The organism is Neptunomonas sp. CHC150 (assembly GCF_030397555.1).
GTDB classification, from domain to species: Bacteria; Pseudomonadota; Gammaproteobacteria; order Pseudomonadales; family Balneatricaceae; genus Neptunomonas; species Neptunomonas phycophila.
This window is the reverse complement of sequence record NZ_JAPNXU010000005.1, coordinates 82,947-105,165: the sequence shown is the minus strand read 5'-3', so window position 1 is coordinate 105,165 and position 22,219 is coordinate 82,947. Positions and strand designations below refer to the sequence as shown.

Annotated in this window: 17 protein-coding genes; 15 read left to right on the top strand and 2 right to left on the bottom strand. The window is 47.5% G+C overall.

Annotation, left to right across the window (positions count from 1 at the left end):
- Complete coding sequence (locus tag OW491_RS04925) at positions 1 to 2,163, bottom strand: AsmA family protein (protein ID WP_290034921.1); 2,163 nt, start codon at positions 2,161 to 2,163, stop codon at positions 1 to 3.
- A 268-nt stretch (positions 2,164 to 2,431) separates the two neighbouring features.
- Here OW491_RS04925 and hisB point away from each other — a divergent pair, with 268 nt between their 5' ends.
- The 11 genes from hisB (at position 2,432) to OW491_RS04870 (ending at position 15,623) form a co-directional block, all read left to right on the top strand.
- Positions 2,432 to 3,025, top strand: coding sequence for an imidazoleglycerol-phosphate dehydratase HisB (hisB, locus tag OW491_RS04920; protein ID WP_075173125.1), 594 nt, complete (start codon positions 2,432 to 2,434; stop codon positions 3,023 to 3,025).
- On the top strand, positions 3,025 to 3,672 hold the full coding sequence (gene hisH / locus OW491_RS04915) for an imidazole glycerol phosphate synthase subunit HisH (RefSeq protein ID WP_215151251.1): 648 nt from the start codon (positions 3,025 to 3,027) through the stop codon (positions 3,670 to 3,672). Before hisB ends, hisH begins: the two co-directional genes overlap by 1 nt.
- 39 nt (positions 3,673 to 3,711) lie before the next feature.
- Complete coding sequence (gene hisF, locus OW491_RS04910) at positions 3,712 to 4,485, top strand: imidazole glycerol phosphate synthase subunit HisF (protein WP_290034918.1); 774 nt, start codon at positions 3,712 to 3,714, stop codon at positions 4,483 to 4,485.
- Positions 4,486 to 4,611: 126 nt separating this feature from the next.
- On the top strand, positions 4,612 to 5,664 hold the full coding sequence (locus OW491_RS04905; RefSeq protein WP_290034916.1) for an efflux RND transporter periplasmic adaptor subunit: 1,053 nt from the start codon (positions 4,612 to 4,614) through the stop codon (positions 5,662 to 5,664).
- Positions 5,636 to 8,725 carry an efflux RND transporter permease subunit gene (locus OW491_RS04900; protein ID WP_290034914.1) on the top strand — a complete coding sequence of 1,030 codons (3,090 nt, stop codon included), beginning with the start codon at positions 5,636 to 5,638 and terminating at the stop codon, positions 8,723 to 8,725. The genes OW491_RS04905 and OW491_RS04900 overlap by 29 nt, the downstream gene beginning before the upstream one ends.
- 206 nt (positions 8,726 to 8,931) lie before the next feature.
- Positions 8,932 to 9,942, top strand: a complete 1,011-nt coding sequence (gene hemB / locus OW491_RS04895) for a porphobilinogen synthase (protein ID WP_075173121.1) — start codon at positions 8,932 to 8,934, stop codon at positions 9,940 to 9,942.
- A 146-nt stretch (positions 9,943 to 10,088) separates the two neighbouring features.
- Positions 10,089 to 12,290, top strand: coding sequence for a polyphosphate kinase 1 (gene ppk1 / locus OW491_RS04890; RefSeq protein WP_139309068.1), 2,202 nt, complete (start codon positions 10,089 to 10,091; stop codon positions 12,288 to 12,290).
- A gap of 254 nt (positions 12,291 to 12,544) precedes the next feature.
- Entirely contained in the window at positions 12,545 to 13,321 is a 777-nt protein-coding gene (locus OW491_RS04885; protein WP_075173569.1) for an ATP-binding cassette domain-containing protein, read from the top strand.
- 41 nt (positions 13,322 to 13,362) lie between these two features.
- Positions 13,363 to 14,127 (top strand): ABC transporter substrate-binding protein, encoded by a 765-nt coding sequence (locus OW491_RS04880; RefSeq protein WP_075179350.1) that lies wholly within the window; start codon positions 13,363 to 13,365, stop codon positions 14,125 to 14,127.
- 81 nt (positions 14,128 to 14,208) lie between these two features.
- Positions 14,209 to 14,901 carry an ABC transporter permease gene (locus tag OW491_RS04875; protein WP_075173119.1) on the top strand — a complete coding sequence of 231 codons (693 nt, stop codon included), beginning with the start codon at positions 14,209 to 14,211 and terminating at the stop codon, positions 14,899 to 14,901.
- Positions 14,898 to 15,623, top strand: a complete 726-nt coding sequence (locus tag OW491_RS04870) for an ABC transporter permease (RefSeq protein WP_075173118.1) — start codon at positions 14,898 to 14,900, stop codon at positions 15,621 to 15,623. Before OW491_RS04875 ends, OW491_RS04870 begins: the two co-directional genes overlap by 4 nt.
- Before the next feature lie 33 nt (positions 15,624 to 15,656).
- Here OW491_RS04870 and OW491_RS04865 read toward each other — a convergent pair whose 3' ends face one another.
- The gene (locus tag OW491_RS04865) at positions 15,657 to 16,499 is read right to left on the bottom strand and encodes an SDR family oxidoreductase (protein ID WP_290034909.1); all 843 of its coding nucleotides are present in this window, start codon (positions 16,497 to 16,499) and stop codon (positions 15,657 to 15,659) included.
- A 64-nt stretch (positions 16,500 to 16,563) separates the two neighbouring features.
- On the opposite strand from OW491_RS04865, the gene OW491_RS04860 reads away from it, so the two are divergent.
- The 4 genes from OW491_RS04860 to OW491_RS04845 all read left to right on the top strand — a co-directional run bounded on the left by OW491_RS04860 (position 16,564) and on the right by OW491_RS04845 (position 22,181).
- The gene (locus tag OW491_RS04860) at positions 16,564 to 17,478 is read left to right on the top strand and encodes a hydrogen peroxide-inducible genes activator (RefSeq protein ID WP_075173116.1); all 915 of its coding nucleotides are present in this window, start codon (positions 16,564 to 16,566) and stop codon (positions 17,476 to 17,478) included.
- Positions 17,479 to 17,484: 6 nt separating this feature from the next.
- On the top strand, positions 17,485 to 19,563 hold the full coding sequence (recG, locus tag OW491_RS04855; protein ID WP_290034908.1) for an ATP-dependent DNA helicase RecG: 2,079 nt from the start codon (positions 17,485 to 17,487) through the stop codon (positions 19,561 to 19,563).
- Between the two features lie 76 nt (positions 19,564 to 19,639).
- A complete protein-coding gene (locus OW491_RS04850) occupies positions 19,640 to 20,173 on the top strand; it encodes a DUF501 domain-containing protein (protein ID WP_075173114.1) in 534 nt (177 codons plus the stop codon).
- A 175-nt stretch (positions 20,174 to 20,348) separates the two neighbouring features.
- The gene (locus OW491_RS04845; RefSeq protein WP_290034907.1) at positions 20,349 to 22,181 is read left to right on the top strand and encodes an endonuclease/exonuclease/phosphatase family protein; all 1,833 of its coding nucleotides are present in this window, start codon (positions 20,349 to 20,351) and stop codon (positions 22,179 to 22,181) included.
- The last annotated feature ends 38 nt before the right edge of the window (positions 22,182 to 22,219 follow it).

Genomic DNA, 22,219 nt, shown 5'->3' with positions numbered 1-22,219 from the left:
TTAAAAAAGTCCTTTAATCAAGCCTTTGACACTGTCACCATCGCCTAACTTTTCCTTAAGCTTGTCTTCAACCTTGCTTTTAACTTCGTCTTTCACTTGGTTTTTTACCTTGTCAGTTAGCGCTGCTTTAAGCATATCTTTGATGGCGTTAGTGTCTGGCTTGCAGAGTTTGGCAGGCGCTTCATCGAAGCCGCCTTTACAGAGTACCGGCCATTCTACACCTTCTAGTTTGTTATTCACGGAGCAACTTTGCTTAAATAGATTCTCTTTAATCATTAAGCCAAGTCCGTAATTGAGTGTGCGTTGAGGAAGGTTCACATCGCCTTTGCCCGATAAGCTCATGGCATCTAAACTGGCACTTAAATCGTTATTGCTGACTACACCGTTTTTGATAGTGAAATTGCCGCCCATCTTGGCGAAAGGTGTCGAGCTATCAACACTTTCAGCGGTACTTAATTGCCCAAGTGCGCTTAGATTGTTCATCGTTTGGCAGAGTTGTTGGGCCATATCTATACCTTGGATAACGCCGTTTTGTAATCCAACGTTGGCCGTTCCATTTAGGCTGTTGACGATGTCGTAAACGGAGACTCCGTTCGCTGTAACAGCTGCTGTTGTCGACAACGCGCCAGTGATGGGCGCGCTGCCATTTAATGCCGTGAGCATTTCTCCCAACTGTAAGCCGTTAATCTTTTTATTGACGGTAAGTCGTGCGGGCGATTTGCGAACGTCAAGTGAGCCGCTTGTTGCAATAGAGCCTCTGTACATAGTTAAGTTGGCTCGGTTGAGTTTGATCAAACCATTACGCGCATCAATGCTGACATCTACATTACCAATAGGCATTTTATTGTAAGTGATACTTTGCATTTTGAGCGAAGCGCCAAAGTTAAGCGGCTTGAGTGCATCGACAGGAATGACGGCTTCTTTGGAGTAACCATGGTTTTTAGCTTCGCTGCTGTCTGTAATACTTTTAGCCTCCCCAGCGCTTTTGTTTGAGGGAGGTAAGTAGCGGTCGACAATAATGCTATTGCCAGATAGCGCTAAGTCTGCGCGCCCTGTTTCTAGTGAATAACTGGCTGACCCATTAAGTTTTGTGTCGTCTACAGTAATAGCCAAGGAGTCCGTTTGGATCGTCTTTGCGTCTCCTGTAAATTGGCTTACAAAATTCATTTTGTTGAAAGCGCCATTATCCGTCACATCAATAATCGGCAGGCCGAGCTCTTCGAGTACCGAGTTTAAAGCAAAGGTGTCCGTTTTGATGGAACCTGTCATTTTAAGTGTATTCAGGTCTTCAATAGTGACGTGGCCTGAGGCTTTCAGATTGCTTAATTGAGCGATCCAGCTCTCTACCACTACACGGTTTTGGGCAAGGTTGGCGACAAGGTCTGTTTCAAGGTGAAGCTTGATCAGTTTTTCAGCTTCTAGTGTAACGTCGCTGTTAAAGTCTTGAACAGTATATTGTTGATTTTCCAAATCTAAGGTGATGTTAGCGGTTGCTGAAATTTTTGCCGCCAATGTTTGCTTATTATTTTGCTGCTGCGTTAGGTCGGCGGCGATATCAAGTGGGAATACGTTCCCGTCACTGATCTGGCCACTGTTGATGGCTAAGTTGTTGAGCGTGACCCGTTGCTGAGTTTGTTGGTCTATGTAAGTTACGGTGCCATCTTTAATGCTGATACTCTGAATATCAAGCGATAGAGGCTGATTGCCACTGGTATCTTGTGGTTCGGTATTTGGCGATGTCGGTTCAGCGTCGGTGATGGCGACCGAGTCAGCCGTTGGTTGTTGCCAGTTAACTTTACCGTCTTTATCTTTGGTCAAGTTTAAAGATAAGCCTTCAATCAAGATGCTGTCCATTTGGACTTTTCCTGAAAAAAGCGCTGGTATATTCACGGCTAACTGCGCTTTGGATAAGTTGGCTAATTCTGGTTGGTCTACAAATCGAACATCGACGTCGGCGATGCTTAAGCCGAGCCAAGGGTAAAACGACCAATCAATATCGCCTCCCACAGAGAGGTCAATATTTGCTTTCTCTTTCGCCAGAGTTTCAATTTCAGGTTTGTAGTCGTTCGGATCAAAGAGAGCTGTTAAAACCCCAACGGCAATCACACCTAATAAAATGACGGCGGCAAGAATGCCAATCACTATTTTAATTATTTTACCCATGGAAATCCCTTAGTTAGTCATCCAGCGAAAGTCATCGTAAATCATTACTTACGATCATAACCTGTATAGCCTGCATCTTGTACGTGAACAGGAGGTTAAGATACTGAAGTATAGGGTAAGAGTCGTATCTTTTTTCTCAGTTCCACTTAACATCAATGTGTTTTTGCAAGTTAGTCGAGTTTTATTGTTTTAAACCGATACCTTACGGTGCATCTGAAGGCGGCTGGATATATAATGAACGTTTTCTGTTTTGTCATCGGAGTGCAGCATGTCTGAGCGTAAGGCTACAGTGAATCGTGAAACCTTAGAAACGCAAATTACGGTCTCTATCAACTTGGATGGAACCGGCAAATTTAGTGCGGATACGGGGGTTCCTTTTCTTGAGCATATGATGGATCAAATTGCTCGCCATGGCATGATAGATATTGAGATTGAAGCCAATGGCGATATTTATATTGATGATCATCACACCGTTGAAGACATCGGTATTACGCTAGGTCAGGCCTTTAAAGAAGCCGTAGGCGATAAGAAGGGGATCTATCGTTATGGTCATGCCTACGTGCCGCTAGACGAAGCTTTGTCTCGGGTTGTGATCGACTTTTCTGGCCGTCCAGGCTTGAGTTTTAATTGCGAGTTTACACGTGCCAGCATAGGCCGCTTGGATACACAGCTGTTTTGGGAGTTTTTCCAAGGGTTTGTTAACCATGCAGGTGTGACTTTGCACATTGATAACATCAAAGGCTTTAATGCTCATCACCAAGCGGAGACTATTTTTAAAGCGTTTGGACGTGCACTACGCATGGCTCTTGAGCGTGATGAACGTGCGGCAGGCATGATGCCATCTACGAAGGGCGTTTTATAATGAGCACCGTTGCCGTGATTGATTATGGCATGGGCAATTTACACTCGGTCGCCAAAGCGTTAGAACACGTGCAGCCGGGTGTTGAGGTCTGGGTGACTTCGGACGCCCAGAAAATTGCCGACGCTGATCGTGTTTTATTGCCCGGAGTAGGCGCAATACGTGATTGCATGTCTGAAATTTATGCACAAGGTGTGGATAAAGAAGTAGCCCAAGCTATCCGTTCAGGCAGGCCTTTCCTCGGGATTTGTGTTGGCTACCAAGCTTTAATGCAGCGCTCAGAAGAAAACGGTGGTGTGGACTGCCTGGGCGAATTTGAAGGGCAAGTGCAGTTTTTTGGGCATGATCATACGGATGCGCAAGGTGAGCGCCTAAAAGTACCGCACATGGGGTGGAATGAGGTTAAGCAAACCATTGATCATCCTTTGTGGAAGGATATTCCAGATAACAGCCGTTTCTACTTTGTGCATAGTTATTATGTGAATGCTGTTAGGCGTGAGCAGGTGGCTGGTATGTGTACTTACGGTAATACTTTTGATGTTGCGCAAAGCCATAACAACGTGTTCGCCGTGCAATTTCATCCTGAAAAAAGCCACACGGTAGGCTTACAGTTACTAAAAAACTTTTTGAACTGGGATGGTAAGCCTTAAACGAGGCTTACCAAACAAGCAGCTATCGGAGAACGTAACGTGGCACTCGCAAAACGTATTATTCCTTGCCTTGATGTTGAAAACGGCCGTGTTGTTAAAGGCGTGCAGTTTTTGGATATTCGCGACGCAGGCGACCCGGTTGAAGTCGCCAAGCGTTATGATGAGCAAGGTGCAGACGAGATCACTTTTCTTGATATAACGGCTACGCATGAAGGCCGGGACACAATGGTACATACCGTTGAAAAAATGGCATCACAGGTTTTTATCCCGCTCACTGTAGGTGGAGGGATTCGTACGTGTGATGATATTCGTACCATGCTTAATGCCGGTGCGGATAAAGTATCAATTAATAGTGCTGCTGTGTTTAATCCAGAGTTTGTGCGTGAAGCCGCACAACGCTTTGGTTCTCAGTGTGTTGTAGTCGCGATAGATGCTAAAAAAGTATCAAAAGCCGATGAGGAAGACCGCTGGGAAATTTTCACTCATGGTGGTCGTAAACCGACAGGTTTAGACGCGGTTGAGTGGGCCAAAAAAATGGTCGATTATGGCGCTGGTGAAATTTTGCTCACGTCTATGGATCAGGACGGCGTAAAAAGCGGTTATGATCTAGGTGTTACCCGCGCAATATCTGAAGCGGTTCATGTTCCTGTAATAGCATCGGGTGGCGTTGGTAACTTAGATCATTTAGTAGACGGAGTGATTGAAGGAAAGGCCGATGCTGTGCTGGCAGCCTCCATCTTCCATTTTAATGAGTACTCAATTCCAGAGGCTAAAGCGTATATGCAAGCGCGTGGGATAGAGGTGCGTTTATAAGTTGGCTCACTCGTATTTAGAACAACACAAAGCCCAGTCTGACTGGGCTTTGTGTTGTTAGCACTGACTACGATAATGTCGCTTATTCATCGCTAGCGTATCAATGAACATAATGGATGGTTCTACATGTTGAAGTGTATCAATAAGGAAGTATTGTGCAGCATTGCGGGAGGCTTGATTACTTTTTGTGCCCCTTTGTATGCTGCTACGCCCGTGATCGTGAAACCCTTATCTTCAGTTGTTAGCTTCGAAGAGCTAACGGCTCCTGCTACCGTTGTTAACGAACAGCACATTGTTGTCAGCGCCGAAATTACCGCTAAATTACTTGAGTTGCCGGTCAAAGTAGGTGATTCCGTTACTAAAGATCAGGCGCTTGCTGAGCTCGACTGCCAAGATTATCTCTTATATGAAGAGCAAGCTAAACAGCGTGCAAAGTCTCTTTCTAGCCAAGTTGGGTTAGCCAGTCGGCAATTAAAGCGAACAAAAAAGTTGCAAACTACGGGTAGTGTGTCGGTTGATGTACTTAATCAGCGCCAATCTGAGCTCAACTCACTATGGGCGCAATTACAGGGCGGGAAAGCAGAAGAAGCTATATCGGCGTTGAACGTTGGCCGTTGCTCTGTGTTAGCCCCTTTTGATGGTGTGGTGACTGAGGTCTATACCGCCCCAGGGGCGTTGTTACCTTCAGGGGCCTCTGTGGTTAAGTTACTAGATACACGTCGCGGCGAAGTGAGTGCAGCGTTACAACCCGAGCAAGTCACCAGCTTGGGCGCCAGTGAAAATATTTGGTTACGTACAGGAGAGAATCGCTATCCAGTGACTGTGCGATCCATCTTGCCTTTTATTAAGTCAACGGCCCGTACCCAAGAAGTGCGGCTTGAATTCGCGCAAGCGCAAGCGCTGAGCGGCGCTACAGGAGAGCTTGTGTGGCAGAAGGCACAGCCTTCTATCCCCGCTATGTATACCGTCACCCGGGGCGATCAAGTTGGTGTCATGTTAGCGGACGGCAATAAGGCTCGATTTGCCGCTATACCGGGTGCTAAGCCAGGGCAATCTGTGACTACGCGTCTTAGCCCAACAGCGCAACTGATCGTGAGTGGCCAGTACGTACTAAATGATGGAGATGAAATTACGATCGAGCAGGGAGAGAATGCGCGTGATAACCCGACTGCTCAATAACCATGTACTGGCGAATCTCACTTTTCTTCTAGTCCTTGTCATTGGTATTACGGCGTACATGATGTTACCGCGCCAGCAAGACCCGACGATCAATTTTAACTGGATATCGGTAACGACGACCTTACCGGGGGCCTCAGCTCAAGATGTTGAGTTGCGCGTCACTAATCCCTTAGAAGATGCAGTGCGCTCTATTTCTGATATGCGTTTCGTGTCATCAAATAGCCGGGAAGGTGTATCCAGTATGCTGATACGCTTTGAAGATATCGATGAGCGCACGTTTGATAAACACGTGAGCTCGATTCGTCGAGAACTCCAAAATGCTGAGGCCGAGTTACCTGATGAAGCCAGCGAGCCTTGGATCATTGAAATCACCTCGGGGAACGCCTTTCCAAGTGCCATGTTGGCTGTGACCGCCGCTGCGCAGGATGATAATTTACGCCAGCAGGCTGAAATTGTCCGCAAAGATCTAGAGCGAATCGCGGGCGTTGACCGGGTTGATGCCATTGCGTTAGATGATCCCGAGATACAAGTGCAGCTTAATTTAGAGCGCTTGCAAGCCTTAGGAATTAGCCCTGCCCAGGTGTCTGATTCGGTAGCGCTTTGGTTTAAAGATGTTTCGGCTGGGTCGGTTTCCTTGGGAGATCAAAGCTGGCTTGTTCGTTTAGAGGGCCGAAGCGATCAAACCGATGATGTTATGCAAATTCCTCTGGTTGGGGCGACAGGTGATCTGCGATTAAGCCGTTTGGCCGATGTCGTGCGCACAACAAAAAAGTCGGCACAATTAGCGCGTGTTGATGATCGTCCCGCTGTTGTATTTGCAATCATGAAAAAAGACAGCGCTAACACACTTGATCTCGTGAGTGCTGTTCGGGAATACATGGGAGAGCGTAACCAACTAGAGGTTAAAAGTGGCGTTCGTTTAGAGCTCTTAGACGATCAAACCGTCCCTACTCGCCAAGCCATTTCGCTCATGCAAAATAATGCATTAATAGGCTTGTTGCTAGTATTGCTGGTGGCTTGGCTATTTTTAGGGTTACGCATTGCAGTACTAACGGCGATTGGTATTCCTTTTATATTAGCCGGTACCTTTTGGGTGCTCTGGATGATGGGGGAAACCTTAAATGTGGTAGTACTCATCGGTGTTGTTATTGTTTTAGGTATGTTGGTTGATGATGCCGTCGTTGTGGTGGAGGCCATTTACCACCGGCTTCAGCATGGGGTAACACCGTTAGAAGCGGCTTTAGATTCATTAAGAGAAGTAGCTCAGCCCGTTACCAGCGCCGTACTAACAACCATGGCAGCTTTCATGCCTCTCATGTTGCTACCCGGTATATTGGGTGATTTTATGCGGGTCATACCGCTCGTTGTGACCATTGCTTTGGCTATTTCGCTGGTTGAGGCGTTCTGGATGTTGCCGGCGCATGTATTGGTTGCAAAAATAAGTTTTGATAAGCCCTCAAAAATGCAGCAACGGCGGCAGCGCATCACCGCAAAAATCCAACGGACTTATATTCGTGCCCTGCTTAAATCGTTACGGCGCCCATACCTCACATTAATCATTGTTTTTTCTGTCTTTGTTGGCGCTATGGGATTAATTGGTGCAGGTTTTATTAAGATGGATTTCTTTGCCTCAGATGCCAAGCGTGTCTTTTATATTAACGTAGAAATGCCACCGGATACGCGCTTAGAGCGCACCTTAGAGGTCGTACAGGTTGTTGAAGACCGTGCACGTCAGTTTTTGCGTCCGGAAGATACATTGGCGTTAGCCAGTTATTCGGGTCAGATGTTTACCGATCGGGAGCCTTATTTTGGCGATCACTATGGTCAAATAGTGGTTGGATTGCAGCCCAAAACGCCTGATAACCGCAGCGTAGATGAGCTGATGGATGCCATGCGCGACGAAGTGACCAGTGTTATCGGTCCGGTGCGTATCTCCTTTTTGCGTTTGGCTGGTGGGCCACCCGTATCTAAGCCGATTAGTGTCAAAGTCCGTGGTGATAACTACGAAGAACTTCGCTCAGCCGCCAATGATTTACAAGCGGTAATGAGTGAGCAGCCTGATATCCGCGATATTACAGATGATGCAGGTGCGGGGCGGATGTCGTTGACCATGCAGCCCGATTATACCGCCATTACACAGGCCGGTATTAATCCGGCGGATGTGCTGCGTGCGGTGCAACTTTTGGTCGATGGCGAAGTGGTGGCTGATATGCAATCACAGGGGCAAAAATTAGAAGTGCGCATTAAAGCGGCTCCCGGTCGATATCAGCGCATCGATGATTTGCTGGCGTTCCGTATACCAGATAAAAATGGTGTTATGGTGCCATTAAATGCACTGGTGAACGCTCAATATCAAACCACCCTTGGGAATATACGACATTACAACTTCCGACGGGCTATAACGGTCGAAGCCGACTTGCGGGAAGGGGGCATGGATACCGTTGCTGCCAATACCTGGTTACAAGCTCAATGGGATGAGAAACTGCAAAGTCGTTATCCAACACTGGGGCTCGACTTCTCAGGCGAGCTAGACGATATCAAAGAAAGCATGGATTACATCGGTTTGCTGTTTTTATTTGGTGTTGGCGTTATGTATCTCATTTTAGGGACTCAGTTTACCAGTTACTCACAGCCTTTAATTATATTGGTAACGGTTCCTATGGCGTTTACTGGTGTTGTTTTGGGGTTATGGCTAACGAATAATCCGCTCAGCTTATATACGCTATACGGCGTGGTTGCGCTGGCTGGTATCGCCGTAAATGCGGCTATCGTGCTGATTTCGGCAGCCAATCAGCGGTTAGACAAAGGCATGAGTGTTTTACATGCGACCTTGTATGCCTCGCGTAGACGGGTCATCCCCATTTTAATCACATCGTTAACCACCATTGCAGGGCTCTTCTCATTAGCCACGGGACTCGGTGGTAAATCATTAATTTGGGGGCCTGTTGCAACGGCTATTGTGGCGGGGTTAGTATTTTCTACCGTCCTGACGTTGTTTGTTATTCCGTTACTGTATCGCTTGTCCATGCGAAAGCGGCCCGCTGTAGTTTCGCCGGATTAACCCCTGTCTACAAAGGGCCGTTCTGAAAAATCGTCACTCAGTGACTCGGGTCATTCCCCGAGTCCACTAGAGTGCGTTAAGCTATTTGCTGATACGATAGACTTTAATACTCATATTTATGGACTCTTTTTTCGCCATTCGGTTGTTTTTCATCTGTTTGTCATACTTTTTGAGTCCAATTCAACTCTGTTAAGAAGGAAGCTCTTGTGGCCTTTAATGATAGTCAGCGTTTTTTTCCTGATACACGTATGCGCCGTATGCGGGCTGAGTCGTTTTCGCGTCGGTTGATGCAAGAAAATGTACTCACACCGAGTGATTTGATCTACCCCGTGTTTGTCATTGAAGGCAAAGGGGAGACAGAGACGGTCGCTTCCATGCCGGGTGTAGAGCGCATGAGTATCGATTTATTGGTGAAGGAAGCAAAAGCGTTGGCTGCTTTGGGTGTGCCGGCGATGGCTTTATTTCCGGTTACGCCTCCATCAGCCAAATCGGAGTTTGCCGAAGAGGCTTATAACCCCGATGGCTTAGCGCAGCGGGCGGTGATGGCGATTAAGGATGCCTGCCCTGAAATGGGAGTTATCACGGACGTTGCCCTTGATCCGTTTACTACCCACGGGCAAGACGGAATCATTGACGAAAACGGTTATGTGCTCAATGACCGAACGGTTGAAACATTAATTCAGCAAGCACACTCGCATGCTGCTGCAGGGGCAGACGTCGTTGCCCCTAGTGACATGATGGATGGCCGAATCGGAGCTATTCGCGAGGTATTAGAAGAGCAGAACTTTGTAAACACACTCATTATGGCGTATTCCGCCAAGTATGCGAGTGCTTACTATGGCCCGTTCAGAGATGCTGTAGGCTCATCTGGCAACTTGGGTAAGAGCAATAAGTTTAGTTATCAGATGGATCCGGCTAACAGTGATGAAGCACTGCACGAGGTCGGTTTGGATCTAGCTGAGGGTGCGGACATGGTTATGGTTAAACCCGGCATGCCATATCTGGATATTGTGCGACGTGTTAAAGACGAATTTAAAGTACCAACCTTTGCGTATCAAGTCAGTGGAGAGTACGCCATGCATATGGCGGCATTCCAAAATGGGTGGCTGGACGAGAAAAGTGTCATGCTCGAGTCTCTGCTCGCGTTTAAACGAGCAGGAGCTGATGGCATTTTGACGTATTTCGCCAAGCGAACGGCGCAATTGCTCAACGATTAGCAGGCTTTTTGCTGCTGTTTAACCGTTGCGTGTTGTCTCCTGCTAAGTGAAAGGCTTACATGTGAGTTCAAGGTGAAACAGCAGCTTATTAATCTGGGGCGGTCGCAATTGAGTTGGTCTCTGCAAGCTATAGAACGGAGACTGGTATGACAAAGCAAGAAACCGCTATTGAGTTAGAGGTAGCAGAGATGACAGACGAGCAGGTGCCCAATCAGGCCGCACAAGCGTTAGTAGAAAGCCGTGAGATCCTTCCAACGGTTGATCACCCCGTAGAAGTTGAACCCGTTGATTTAAAAGCGCCTGAGCTCTACATCAATCGCGAGTTAAGCCATCTTCAATTCAATGTGCGCGTACTAGAGCAATCATTAGTTGAACGCCATCCTTTACTTGAACGGCTGATGTTCTTATTGATCTTTTCGAGCAATCTTGATGAGTTCTTTGAAATTCGCGTGGCCGACCAGCTCCGTCAATTGAAATATGGTCGTGAAGTGGTGGGCCCAGATGCGATGTACCCAAAAAAGGTACTCGAAAAAATCCGTGAAATTTGTCATATCAATGTCGAGCGCCAGTACCGCATTCTGAACGAAATTATGTTTCCAGAAATGGAGCGACAGGGTATTCACTTTTTGCGTCGCCGCGACTGGACAGCCGAGCAACTGGCTTGGGTCCGCGAGTACTTTGAAGAGAAGGTTGTCCCCGTCATTAGCCCTATCGGTTTAGACCCCGCTCATCCATTTCCGCGCTTAGTGAATAAGTCACTTAACTTTATAGTTGAGTTAGATGGCAAAGATGCATTTGGCCGTGAGACGGGTATGGCTATCATACCAGCGCCGCGTTCATTGCCGCGTTTGATTCGTATGCCGGATGAGCTAAGTGATGGGGGAGATAATCTGATCTTCTTGTCATCGATTATTCACCAATTTGCCGATGAGTTGTTTCCCGGCATGAAAGTGAAAGGTTGTTTCCAATTCCGTATTACACGTAATGCCGATTTAACCTTTGATTTTGAAGAAATGGATGACTTAGCGCGTACCCTACGTGGTGAATTACACTCGCGTAAGTACGGTGATGCGGTGCGTTTAGAGGTTGATAATCGCACACCTGAGGCGTTGATCGACTTTTTGATGCAAGAGTTTCATCTATCCGATGATCAAGTCTATAAAGTAGATGGTCCTGTTAACTTGACGCGCCTGATGGCTGTGCGTGATTTAGTTAAGCGCCCTGAATTGCGTTGGCCGCCTTTTTCACCTGGTGTGCCAAACAAGCTTAAAAAAGAGAAAGAGGCTAACGTTTTTAACTCGCTTAAAGGCGGAGACCAGCTGTTGTTACATCCTTTCCAATCATTTACGCCGGTTGTCGATTTGATCATGAAAGCGGCTAAAGACCCGGATGTGATTGCGATAAAGCAAACGCTTTACCGCACAGGCGATAAATCCGATATTGTTAACGCGTTGGTTGAAGCCGCGCGTGCGGGTAAAGAAGTTACAGTCGTTATCGAATTGCGCGCCCGTTTTGATGAAGAAAGTAACCTGCACTTAGCAAGCCGATTGCAAGAAGCTGGCTGTTTGGTGGTCTACGGTGTCGTCGGTTACAAAACGCATGCCAAGCTCATGCTGATTGTTCGCCGAGAAGGTAGCAACCTTGTGCGTTACTGCCATTTAGGTACGGGTAACTATCACTCTGGAACGGCACGTTTGTACACCGATTACAGTTACTTAACGTCAAATGACGAAATTGGTGAAGATGTCCATAAAGTGTTCCAGCAGTTAACCGGAATGGGCAAAATTCAGCGCTTGAAGAAGATCTTTAATGCGCCATTCACGCTGCATACCAAAATGATTGAACTGGTGCAGCGAGAAGCCAAGTTAGCAGCCAGTGGTAAGCCAGGCCATGTTATCGTGAAAGTGAATGGCCTTACTGAGCCTAAGATGATCCGTGCATTGTATGAAGCATCACAAGCCGGTGTGAAAATAGAGCTGATTATCCGTGGGATGTGCCGTTTGCGTCCAGGGTTGCCCGGTATCTCTGAAAATATCACAGTGCGCTCGGTGATTGGCCGCTTCTTGGAACACACGCGTGTTTGTTATTTCGGCAATAACGGAAACCCTGAAGTGTTTTGCGCCAGTGCTGATTGGATGGAGCGTAATATGCTGCATCGAGTTGAAACGGGATTCCCATTGTCGGGTAAACTTGCCGAGCGTGTTAAAAAAGAGTTGGACTACTATTTAGCCGACAATACGGAAAGTTGGGAGCTCAAAGCGGATGGTAGCTACAATCTATTAGCACCGGAAGAAGGCGAATCTGCCTTCAGTGCGCAGCAACAACTGCTGCAGGATTTTGCTAGCTAATCGCCTCAAACTAGTGCGTTTTCCAGTTATATTGGTGCAAGAAGGGAGCTTTTAAGCTCCCTTTTTTGTTATCGCGACATTCAATTGACTAAGTAAGACATAAGCCCTCCTCAGACAAAGCCAGTTGTGTTTTCATTACAAATAGGGAAAATAGACCGTTGAGTCAAAGTTTCCAATAAGAAAATTGCGGACGTATGGTGGCATTTGTTGCGCATACGACCCAGACTGATGTAGAGCCAACATGGAAATCACTTATGTCTGAAAGTCAGGTAGCCCTTGAACTGGTCGATATTTACAAAGCTTATGGCAAGCTCGAAGTCCTGAAAGGGGTATCGCTGACAGCCAAAGATGGGGATGTTATTTCCATTTTAGGGTCAAGCGGATCGGGTAAAAGTACATTATTGCGCTGTATCAACTTGCTAGAACAGCCAGCCAAAGGCGAGATCGTCATTGGTGGTGAAGAGTTAAAACTCAAACCGGGCAAAGAAGGTGAGCTGGAGGCAGTAAGCCGTCGGCAGCTAGAACACATGCGCTCACGCATCGGATTTGTGTTTCAAAATTTCAACCTTTGGCCGCATAAAACCATTCTTAATAACATTACCGAAGCGCCTATTAATGTTTTAAAGCAATCTAAAGAGCAGGCCACTGCTCGCGCGGAAGAGTTGCTAAAAAAAGTAGGGCTGTACGAAAAGCGCCATGCTTATCCGGGTAATTTGTCAGGTGGGCAGCAGCAGCGTATTGCTATTGCTCGTGCCTTAGCAATGGATCCTCAAGTGCTTTTGTTTGATGAGCCAACATCGGCATTAGACCCCGAGCTAGTCAATGAAGTACTTAGCGTTATGCGCGAGCTGGCTGACGAAGGCAGAACTATGCTGATCGTGACTCATGAAATGCGTTTTGCCCGTGAAGTATCCAGTCAGGTCGTATTTTTGCATCAAGGACAGATTGAGGAGATAGGGCCGCCCGAACAAGTGTTCGACAACCCTACTTCGCAGCGGGTGCGAGACTTTATGTCGAGTCATCTGGGATAAAACCGATCTATAACAACACATACAACAGAGAGAGATCTTGAATGAGTATTCGTAACGTAATTGCTGCTGTAACGCTGGTTGCCGGTGCTTTCGTTGGCACCCAGGCTGTCGCTGCCGACACTATTCGTATTGCAACAGAAGGCGCTTATGCACCTTTCAATATGAAAAATGAAAAAGGCGAGCTTATCGGCTTTGATGTTGAAATCGCTGAAGCACTGTGCGCAGAAATGAAAGCAGATTGCACCATCGTTGAACAAGATTGGGACGGTATGATCCCAGCCTTGCGTGGTAAAAAGTTTGATGCAATCGTTGCCTCAATGTCTATCACAGAAGAGCGTCTAAACGCGGTTGATTTTACTGATCCGTACTACACCAACGCATTGGCTTTTGTTGCAGCCAAAGGTACTGATCTGGCTACAGATAAAGCCTCTTTAGAAGGTAAAACGTTGGGCGCTCAGCGTGCCACTATTGCTGGTCAGTATTTAGAAGACGTGTTGGGTGATGTAGTAACGGTTAAGCTTTATGACACGCAAGATAATGCTTACTTGGACCTTGCATCAGGTCGTTTAGATGGGTTGGTTTCTGATAAATTCCCAGCTTACGATTGGTTGCGTACGGAAGCCGGCGCTAAATTCGAATTTAAAGGCGACACCATCAAAACCGAGACCGTTGATAAAATTGGTATCGCTATTCGTAAGGGTGACGATGAGCTAAAAGCTAAGTTTAATACAGCGCTTAAAGCGATTGTTGAAAACGGTACTTACGAGACCATCAACGCTAAGTATTTCCCGTTCTCTATTTTCTAATAGGTTAAGGGTTATTCTTGATCAACAGGGCACACTAAGTGCCCTGTTCACAGCACAGATACGTCTTAACGGGATACGAATGTGATTGATCTATATGGGTTTGGGCATCTTCTACTGGCCGGCACGTGGGTCACCATTAAATTGGCGGTTGTTAGTTTAATGGTTGGTCTGGTATTTGGTTTGCTAGGTGCCGCCGCTAAGTTATCCAGTTACCGGGTGTTGCGTTGGTTAGCGACGGCTTACACTACGCTAATACGTGGTATACCCGAACTGCTTATCGTCTTTGCTATTTACTTTGGCGGCTCGGCCATTGTTATGGCGGTGGCGAGTTGGTTTGGCTATGACGAATATATAGAGATTAATCCATTCATGGCCGGTGTCGTTGCGCTATCGATCGCCTTTGGGGCATACGCTACCGAGGTGTTTAGAATGGCGATCTTATCTATTCCCAAAGGCCAATGGGAATCGGCTCAAGCATTGGGCATGACGCCAGGTAAAACGTTTTTCCGCATTATCTTGCCGCAAGTATGGCGTGTCGCCTTACCGGGGCTGGGTAATCTATTTCAAGTATTATTAAAAGATACGGCGCTAGTGTCGGTAGTGGGCTTACAAGATGTTATTCGCCAAGCAACCACAGCTATTAGCTCCACGAAAGAGCCCTTCACCTTCTACCTAGCCGCAGCGGTTATCTATCTGATTTTAACGGCAATAGCGACGGGTTCTACGCTATGGATGGAACGTATGGTTAACCCACAAGCGAGGTACAAAGCATGAGCTGGGATTGGGATGTCATCATCAAATACCTACCGCGCTTGTTGGATGGAGCATTACTCACATTAGAGTTGGTTGTTATTTCAGGCCTTGTTGGTGTGATACTGGCCGTTCCTATTGCGCTAATGCGTGCTTCACAAAACCCGGTTGTACGTTTCTTACCGTTTTGTTTTATCTACTTTTTCCGTGGCACGCCGCTACTTATACAGATCTTCTTGATCTATTACGGATCGGCGCAGTTTGATGTGATTCGCGAATCGGCATTATGGCCTGTGCTAAAAGAGCCGTATTGGTGCGCCATTATCGCTTTTTCATTAAATACAGCAGCGTACAGTGCCGAGCTATTTCGCGGTGCAATCCAAGCCATACCGCGTGGTGAAATTGAAGCGGCCGATGCATTTGGTATGAATTGGTGGCTAAAAACCCGCCGTATCGTATTGCCCCGCGCCTTTGGTATTGCCTTGCCCGCTTACGGTAACGAAGTTATTTTAATGCTAAAAAGCAGCGCGCTGGCCTCTACCATTACCTTGTTAGATCTCACCGGTATGGCAAGAACTATACAGGCACGGACTTATACACCAGTTGAGTTATTCACAGCCGCTGGGGTTATCTACTTGCTGATGGCGGGGGCTGTTATATTGTTATTCCGCTTTATGGAAAACCGCTTTAACCGGTATCAGTATTATAAGCCTGCAATAGATCCGCTAGGGGTTGAGAAGCAGTGATATAAAGCCTCGGTATTTACCGGGGCTTTTTTATCAACGATGGCTCTGAGGCTCTACGTAGCCATCTACAAAAGATGGGGCTTTCAATTGATAAGAAAGTCTCTTTAATTTTTCATTCCTACACCGCTTACTCCCGCCGCGCCTTATCTCTTTATACCCCTTAATTTCTATGCCGCGCTGTTGTGCTAACCACTTCATCACCTCATGGATAGGTGTTGGCGCATCGTCTGAGGCCAGATAAATGGGCTCGATGGCTTGGCCTTGTTCTACTAATCCAATTAAATGCGCCAGTACACCGGCACAATCATCACGGTGAATGCGATTGCTGTAGTGCAGGGGTTCGGGTGGGGCGATAATGCCTTCTTGTACGGTGCGGATGAGGTGGTCGCGGCCGGGGCCGTAGATGCCGCTAAAGCGCACGACGGTACTGTTGCGTTGAGTGAGCACTTGTTGCTCGGCCGCCACCATGATTTTACCCGTTTCGCTGTTGGGCTCGGTGGGTGAGGTTTCATCGACCCATTCGCCATTACTTTGGCCGTATACGCTAGTGCTGGAGGTAAAAAAAGTGTGCTTTGGGGCGTGGGTTAAGGACTGCATTACATTGGAAAATCCATCGATGTAGGTGCCTTGGTAGGCAGCTGCACCTCGACCACCTCCGGCGGCGCTATAAACCAAGTAATCTAACATGGGTAGATCAGCAAGAGCCGATAGTGAGGATTTATCAATTAAATCACCTTTGATAGCATGGATGCTATCAGGGAGCTGGTTTATAGTACGGCGTAAACCGTAAACTTCGTATCCTTGATCGATGAGTAATAGGCCTAATGCCGTGCCGACGTCACCGCAGCCGGCGATGAGTACTTTAGGTTTACGCATGATAGCTCCTTGATTTTAATAATCGCCCACAGGCGTGTAAGCATGATAACAGAGGATTTTACCCATGACGCTGACTGAGCTGCGTTACATAGTGACTTTAGCGAAAGAGCAACATTTTGGCCGAGCAGCCGAAAAGTGTTTTGTTAGCCAACCAACGTTGTCGATTGCTGTCAAAAAGCTGGAAGATGAGTTAAGTGTGGCGTTGTTTGAGCGCAGCAAAAACGCCGTGCGTTTGACCGATGTGGGTAAGCAAATCGTCGAACAGGCAAAAAACGTTTTGCAGCAAGCTGATACCATCAAAGATTTAGCGCAGTTCGGTAAAGATCAACTTAAGTCGCCGCTGCGCGTCGGTGCTATTTATACGATTGGGCCTTATTTGTTTCCACACTTGGTGCCTGAAGTTCAAAAACTGGCGCCACATATGCCGTTGTACATTGAAGAAAATTTTACGGCGCGTTTACGCGAGAAACTGCGTAACGGCGAGCTGGATGCCATTATCATTGCACTGCCTTTTGAAGAACCCGATGTCGTAACACGTACCTTATATGATGAGCCTTTTGTGATGTTGTTACCTAAAAAGCATCCGTGGTGTGAGCAAAAGCAGATTGATTCGAGCGGCCTTGCTAACACCGAACTGCTCATGTTGGGCGAAGGTCATTGCTTCCGTGATCAAGTGTTAGAAAGCTGTCCAACGTTAACGCAAGCGATTCAGCAGCATCAAACGGTAACGGAAGGTTCATCGCTAGAGACCATTCGGATGATGGTGGCTAGCGGATTAGGAGCCAGTGTGCTGCCGGTTTCGGCTACCGAAGGGTATTACCATTCTGACTTGGTAGAAACACGGCCCTTTAAAGCGCCGCAACCTATGCGTACGGTTGCTGTGGCATGGCGTGCGAGCTTTCCGCGGCCTCAGGCTATTGACGCGTTAGTTGAAGCGGTTAGCCAGTGCGAAATTAAAATTGAGGACGGAGCGGCTTAACGCCTCATGACTAGTGTGTATGACTCACCAACGGTGACAACGCTGAAAGGGGTTGGCGCTGCGTTGGCAATGAAGTTGGAACGGTTAGGGATTCTGAATTTGCAGGATCTGTTGTTTCATCTGCCGTTGCGTTATCAAGACCGCACTCGTATTTTGCCCATTGGTAGTTTACGTCCCGGCGATGAGTGTGTGATTGAAGGGACGATTCGCGCTAGCGATGTGTTGATGGGCAAGCGACGTAGCCTGTTATGCCGTGTGCAAGATGGTACGGGAACCATTACGTTGCGCTTCTTTCATTTTTCGGCAGCACAAAAGAACGGATTAGCGGTGGGTAAAACTGTGCGCTGTTTCGGCGAAGCGCGTCCGGGGCCGTCTGGTTTAGAAATGGTGCATCCAGAATACAGTGCTGCAGCAGATACGGGTATCAAACCTGTTGATGAGCACTTAACCCCGGTTTACCCCATGACCGAGGGTTTGCAGCAAAATCGTATGAGGGCGCTTATCGCGCAGGCATTAAGCTGGCTAGAAACCGGCAATTTAACGGAGCTGATTCCGGCTGACATGCGCCAGCAATGGCGCTTGCCTGAGTTAAAGACCTCGCTTAAGTATCTTCACGCTCCGCCGGTTGATGCTAATGTCGATCAGTTACAAAAGGGCATGCACCCGTCGCAGCGGCGCTTAGCATTTGAAGAGCTGCTGGCACATCATCTCACTTTGCTGCAACTTCGCCAAAAAGTGCAGCAAGACGGCGCGCCAGCGTTTATGTCGACAGGGCTCTATACACAACCGTTCTTGGATGGTTTGCCGTTCGCGATGACAAATGCTCAATTACGCGTCTGTGGAGAGGTTGCGCGTGATCTCGAAAAACCTATTCCTATGCTGCGTCTAGTGCAGGGGGATGTAGGGTCAGGTAAAACGGTCGTTGCCGCTTACGCTGCGTTACAGGCTGTTGAGAATAACTTTCAGGCGGCAGTGATGGCCCCGACCGAGATATTAGCAGAGCAGCACTTTCAAAACTTTACTCAATGGGCTGAGCCGCTCGGGCTAAAAGTCGCTTGGCTGGCGGGTAAAGTTAAAGGGAAGCAGCGAGAGTCCCAGTTGGCCGCTATTGCTGATGGAAGCGCGCAAATAGTGGTCGGCACGCATGCGTTGTTCCAAGAGGATGTGCGCTTTTACAACTTAGGCTTGGCCGTGATCGATGAACAGCATCGCTTTGGAGTGCATCAGCGTTTGAGTCTGCGTGAAAAGGGCCGTGACGGTGTTAAAACGCCTCATCAACTTATCATGACTGCCACACCTATCCCTCGCACGTTAACCATGAGCGCCTACGCGGATTTGGACTGTTCCATTATTGATGAACTCCCACCAGGCCGAACCCCTGTCAATACGGTAGTGATTGCTGATAGCCGTCGAGATCAGGTGATTGAGCGTGTTCGTGCAGCGTGTAGTGAGGGGCGTCAAGCCTACTGGGTATGTACTCTCATCGAAGAGTCGGAGGTGATGCAGTGCCAAGCAGCAGAAGTGGCCGAGGCACTATTGAAAGAGCAGTTGCCTGAGTTACGTATAGGGCTTGTGCATGGGCGTATGAAAGCCAAAGAAAAAGCCGATGTTATGGCGCAGTTTAAAGCAGCAGAGCTTGATCTGTTGGTGGCAACAACGGTGATTGAAGTCGGTGTGGATGTGCCTAATTCCAGTGTCATGATTATCGAAAATCCTGAGCGTTTGGGCTTGTCACAATTGCATCAATTGCGTGGCCGTGTTGGACGCGGGTCAGTCGAAAGTTTTTGTGTGCTTATGTATCATGCGCCGCTTTCTAAGCAGGGGAAGGCTCGATTAGCGGTGATGCGCGAAACGACCGATGGTTTCATTATCGCAGAGAAAGATTTGGAGCTACGTGGACCAGGAGAAGTGCTAGGCACGCGACAAACAGGCATGATGCAATTTAAAATTGCTGACCTGCAACGCGATAAAGATTTATTAGAGCGGGTACGTCAGGTGGCCGAACCCATATCACGCAACCCGTCCATTATGCAGGCGATTACCCGCCGATGGTTGGGGCAGGGTGAAGAGTATGGGCATGTTTAAGCTATATTTTTGAATCACCGTCCCTTTAACGTATTAGCCATATTGATTTAACCAGCCGAATTTAAAAGAGAGTAATATGTCTGTAGTTCCCAACGCCGCGCCTCCTGTAACTGATGATGAGCGCGCGCTCATCCGTACACAAATAGGACGAGAACCCGAGGGCTTAGTCGGCATTGCGGCTCGCTCACCCAGCGGCACCCCCTTAGTATTGCAGATGCGTTCGTTGGTTGGGAAAGTACCTTTTCCTACCCTGTATTGGCTATCGTCTAAAGAGCTAGGTAAAGCGATAGGACAGATTGAGGGCAAAGGCTTCGTGAAAGATGTAGAGCAGCGTTTGCAACACGACGAAGCACTGCGCGAAGCCTATTTGGCCAATCAACGGGATTATGTTCAGGCGCGTTGGGAGCTTATGCTGCCTGAAGATAAAGCCCAGATAGAAGCGTTGGGTTTTACTGAAATGTTTACGCGCTATGGTATTGGCGGTATCTCGCAATGGGATAAGGTACGTTGCTTGCACATGCAATATGCACATCATTTAGTGGCCGGTAATGTGATTGGTGAGTTAATGGATCAAGAGTTTGCTTTAAACGAGCGAGACTACCTTCTATAAAAAAGTAAACGCTTGTTTAAGGAACTAAAGCTGTCATCGAGTGTTCAATATTCGGCGGTACACTGACTGTGTCTGTGGCACCGAGTTAGACTACAAGGCGCCCAATTAATGGATCAATAATAATGAACGCGTCGCAGCAGGATGCAGTCGTTAGCGATGAGGCAAGGGAATAGTTATGAAGCTCGCCACCTTTAATTTATATCAGTTTGCAGCACCACCCTACTATTGGTACGAACTCTCGTCATCTAACCGTTATTCTGATCAATCATGGAATGATAAGAAGCAGTGGATAAAAGACCAACTGCGTCTGTTGGATGCAGATGTTGTTGGCTTTCAGGAAGTGTTTAGCGTTAAAGAGCTCCAGCAACTAACAGAGTCGGTTGGCTATCCTTATTTTTGCACGGTTGACACACCGGCACGGGATCCAGAATACCCTGATGTGTTTATTAAACCTGTTGTTGCGCTGGCGTCACGCTATCGTATTGACGCCCTAGATACAGTGGAAGTCAGCGAAACCCTATTAGACGAACTGCCGCTCACCATGGACTTTATGTTTAGCCGATTACCGATCCGGGCCAGAATTGATGCCGGTGAGGGGTTAGGTGAAGTATTGGTCTATGTGACGCATCTCAAATCCAAACGCCCCAAACTCGATGATTTAGAATACAGTGATGATGTAGATTGGGCTTTGCGTGGAAGTGACACCTTACAGCGGCTCTCAAGAGGACATGTTGCGTCGCTGTTGCAGCGAGGGGCAGAAGCTACCGCTTTATATCATGACGTCAGTCGTGAGCTGGAGTTTTCAGTGTCGCAGCCTGTTGTTTTATTGGGGGACCTAAACGACAGGGCAAACTCGATCCCTATTGCCGCGCTAAAAATGCAGGACAATATTTACGAAATAGGTGGCATTAAACAGACGGCATGGCCGCCTGGAGTTAAAGCTGGCTTATATGACTACCGGCTGGCAGATACCTTTGATCTTGCCGAAGGTATGCGCCAGCAAGCGCGACCGTTTACACACATTTACCGCGGTGAAGGTGATGTGCTGGATTATATTTTAGTATCGAACGCGTTAAATCAGAAAAACCACGATAGCTTGGGAGAGGTCGCTGATTACAAAGTCTACAACGCCCATTTGCAAAGTGATGGTGTTGGCAATCATAAACAGTCGGATCATGCGCAGGTCGTTGTTGATATACAGCCGCGTAAGCCTGTTGCAAACCCTGACGTATCAGGCGCTTCCTCTGAACCTGTCTTGACGGATGATCCTTTGCCTTTCGTCGCTCCGGTGACAGAGTCAATTACGCGTCAGGCTTTTATTGAGTTGGCCGGTGGTGTGTATCAAAGCCATAAAGGTTATAAAGATTGGAACAGTCAAAATAAGTGGTCTAATTTTTGGCAGTTCTTTTTTGATACGGGACACGGTTGGGTTAAATCGGTTTATGGTGCGGTTCCAATAGACGAGCTTTATCAAAAGCGCCGCCACAGTATTGAGCATATTATTCCTAAATCCTTCTTAAAAGATTACTTACGCAAAGCAGGGGTGGCAGAGAATGTGAGGCAAGGGGCGACGGTTAATCCGTTTAACTTTGCCGCGTGTGAGCGGGGTATGAACTCGTATCGGTCTAACTTCCCCTTTGATATGGATGGGGATAAAGTTAAGCGACCTTTCCGTTTAGATTTGAACCCTGATATTTATATGACCACAGGCTTGGATGCGGAGAATGAGTGGGTCATCCCTAGCCGTACACGCGGTGATATTGCCCGCGCGCTGCTCTACATGACCCTGACTTATGGGATTGATGAACTATACAATCGGCATGTAGATACACTGGTTCACTGGGCTAAAGTCGATCCGCCTTCAGCATGGGAGCTTGCGTATAACGAATGGATCTTTAACCGTTTGGGTATTCGCAACCCTTTCATTGCGTCGCCAGAGGAGGCGTTGGTGTTGTTAAATGATCGTTTGTTGTTGGAATCTATTCTGATTTCGACAGATCGGACTTAGTTTTAGTAGCAAGCTTAGTTTATAGCCCATTGATTTGT

What these genes read in the sequence shown, in the direction of transcription:
- OW491_RS04925 (WP_290034921.1), bottom strand. Translation starts at nt 2,163, where the DNA reads ATGGGTAAAATAATTAAAATAGTGATTGGCATTCTTGCCGCCGTCATT.
- hisB (WP_075173125.1), top strand. Translation starts at nt 2,432, where the DNA reads ATGTCTGAGCGTAAGGCTACAGTGAATCGTGAAACCTTAGAAACGCAA.
- hisH (WP_215151251.1), top strand. Translation starts at nt 3,025, where the DNA reads ATGAGCACCGTTGCCGTGATTGATTATGGCATGGGCAATTTACACTCG.
- OW491_RS04905 (WP_290034916.1), top strand. Translation starts at nt 4,612, where the DNA reads ATGTTGAAGTGTATCAATAAGGAAGTATTGTGCAGCATTGCGGGAGGC.
- OW491_RS04900 (WP_290034914.1), top strand. Translation starts at nt 5,636, where the DNA reads ATGCGCGTGATAACCCGACTGCTCAATAACCATGTACTGGCGAATCTC.
- ppk1 (WP_139309068.1), top strand. Translation starts at nt 10,089, where the DNA reads ATGACAAAGCAAGAAACCGCTATTGAGTTAGAGGTAGCAGAGATGACA.
- OW491_RS04885 (WP_075173569.1), top strand. Translation starts at nt 12,545, where the DNA reads ATGTCTGAAAGTCAGGTAGCCCTTGAACTGGTCGATATTTACAAAGCT.
- OW491_RS04880 (WP_075179350.1), top strand. Translation starts at nt 13,363, where the DNA reads ATGAGTATTCGTAACGTAATTGCTGCTGTAACGCTGGTTGCCGGTGCT.
- OW491_RS04870 (WP_075173118.1), top strand. Translation starts at nt 14,898, where the DNA reads ATGAGCTGGGATTGGGATGTCATCATCAAATACCTACCGCGCTTGTTG.
- OW491_RS04865 (WP_290034909.1), bottom strand. Translation starts at nt 16,499, where the DNA reads ATGCGTAAACCTAAAGTACTCATCGCCGGCTGCGGTGACGTCGGCACG.
- OW491_RS04860 (WP_075173116.1), top strand. Translation starts at nt 16,564, where the DNA reads ATGACGCTGACTGAGCTGCGTTACATAGTGACTTTAGCGAAAGAGCAA.
- recG (WP_290034908.1), top strand. Translation starts at nt 17,485, where the DNA reads ATGACTAGTGTGTATGACTCACCAACGGTGACAACGCTGAAAGGGGTT.
- OW491_RS04850 (WP_075173114.1), top strand. Translation starts at nt 19,640, where the DNA reads ATGTCTGTAGTTCCCAACGCCGCGCCTCCTGTAACTGATGATGAGCGC.
- OW491_RS04845 (WP_290034907.1), top strand. Translation starts at nt 20,349, where the DNA reads ATGAAGCTCGCCACCTTTAATTTATATCAGTTTGCAGCACCACCCTAC.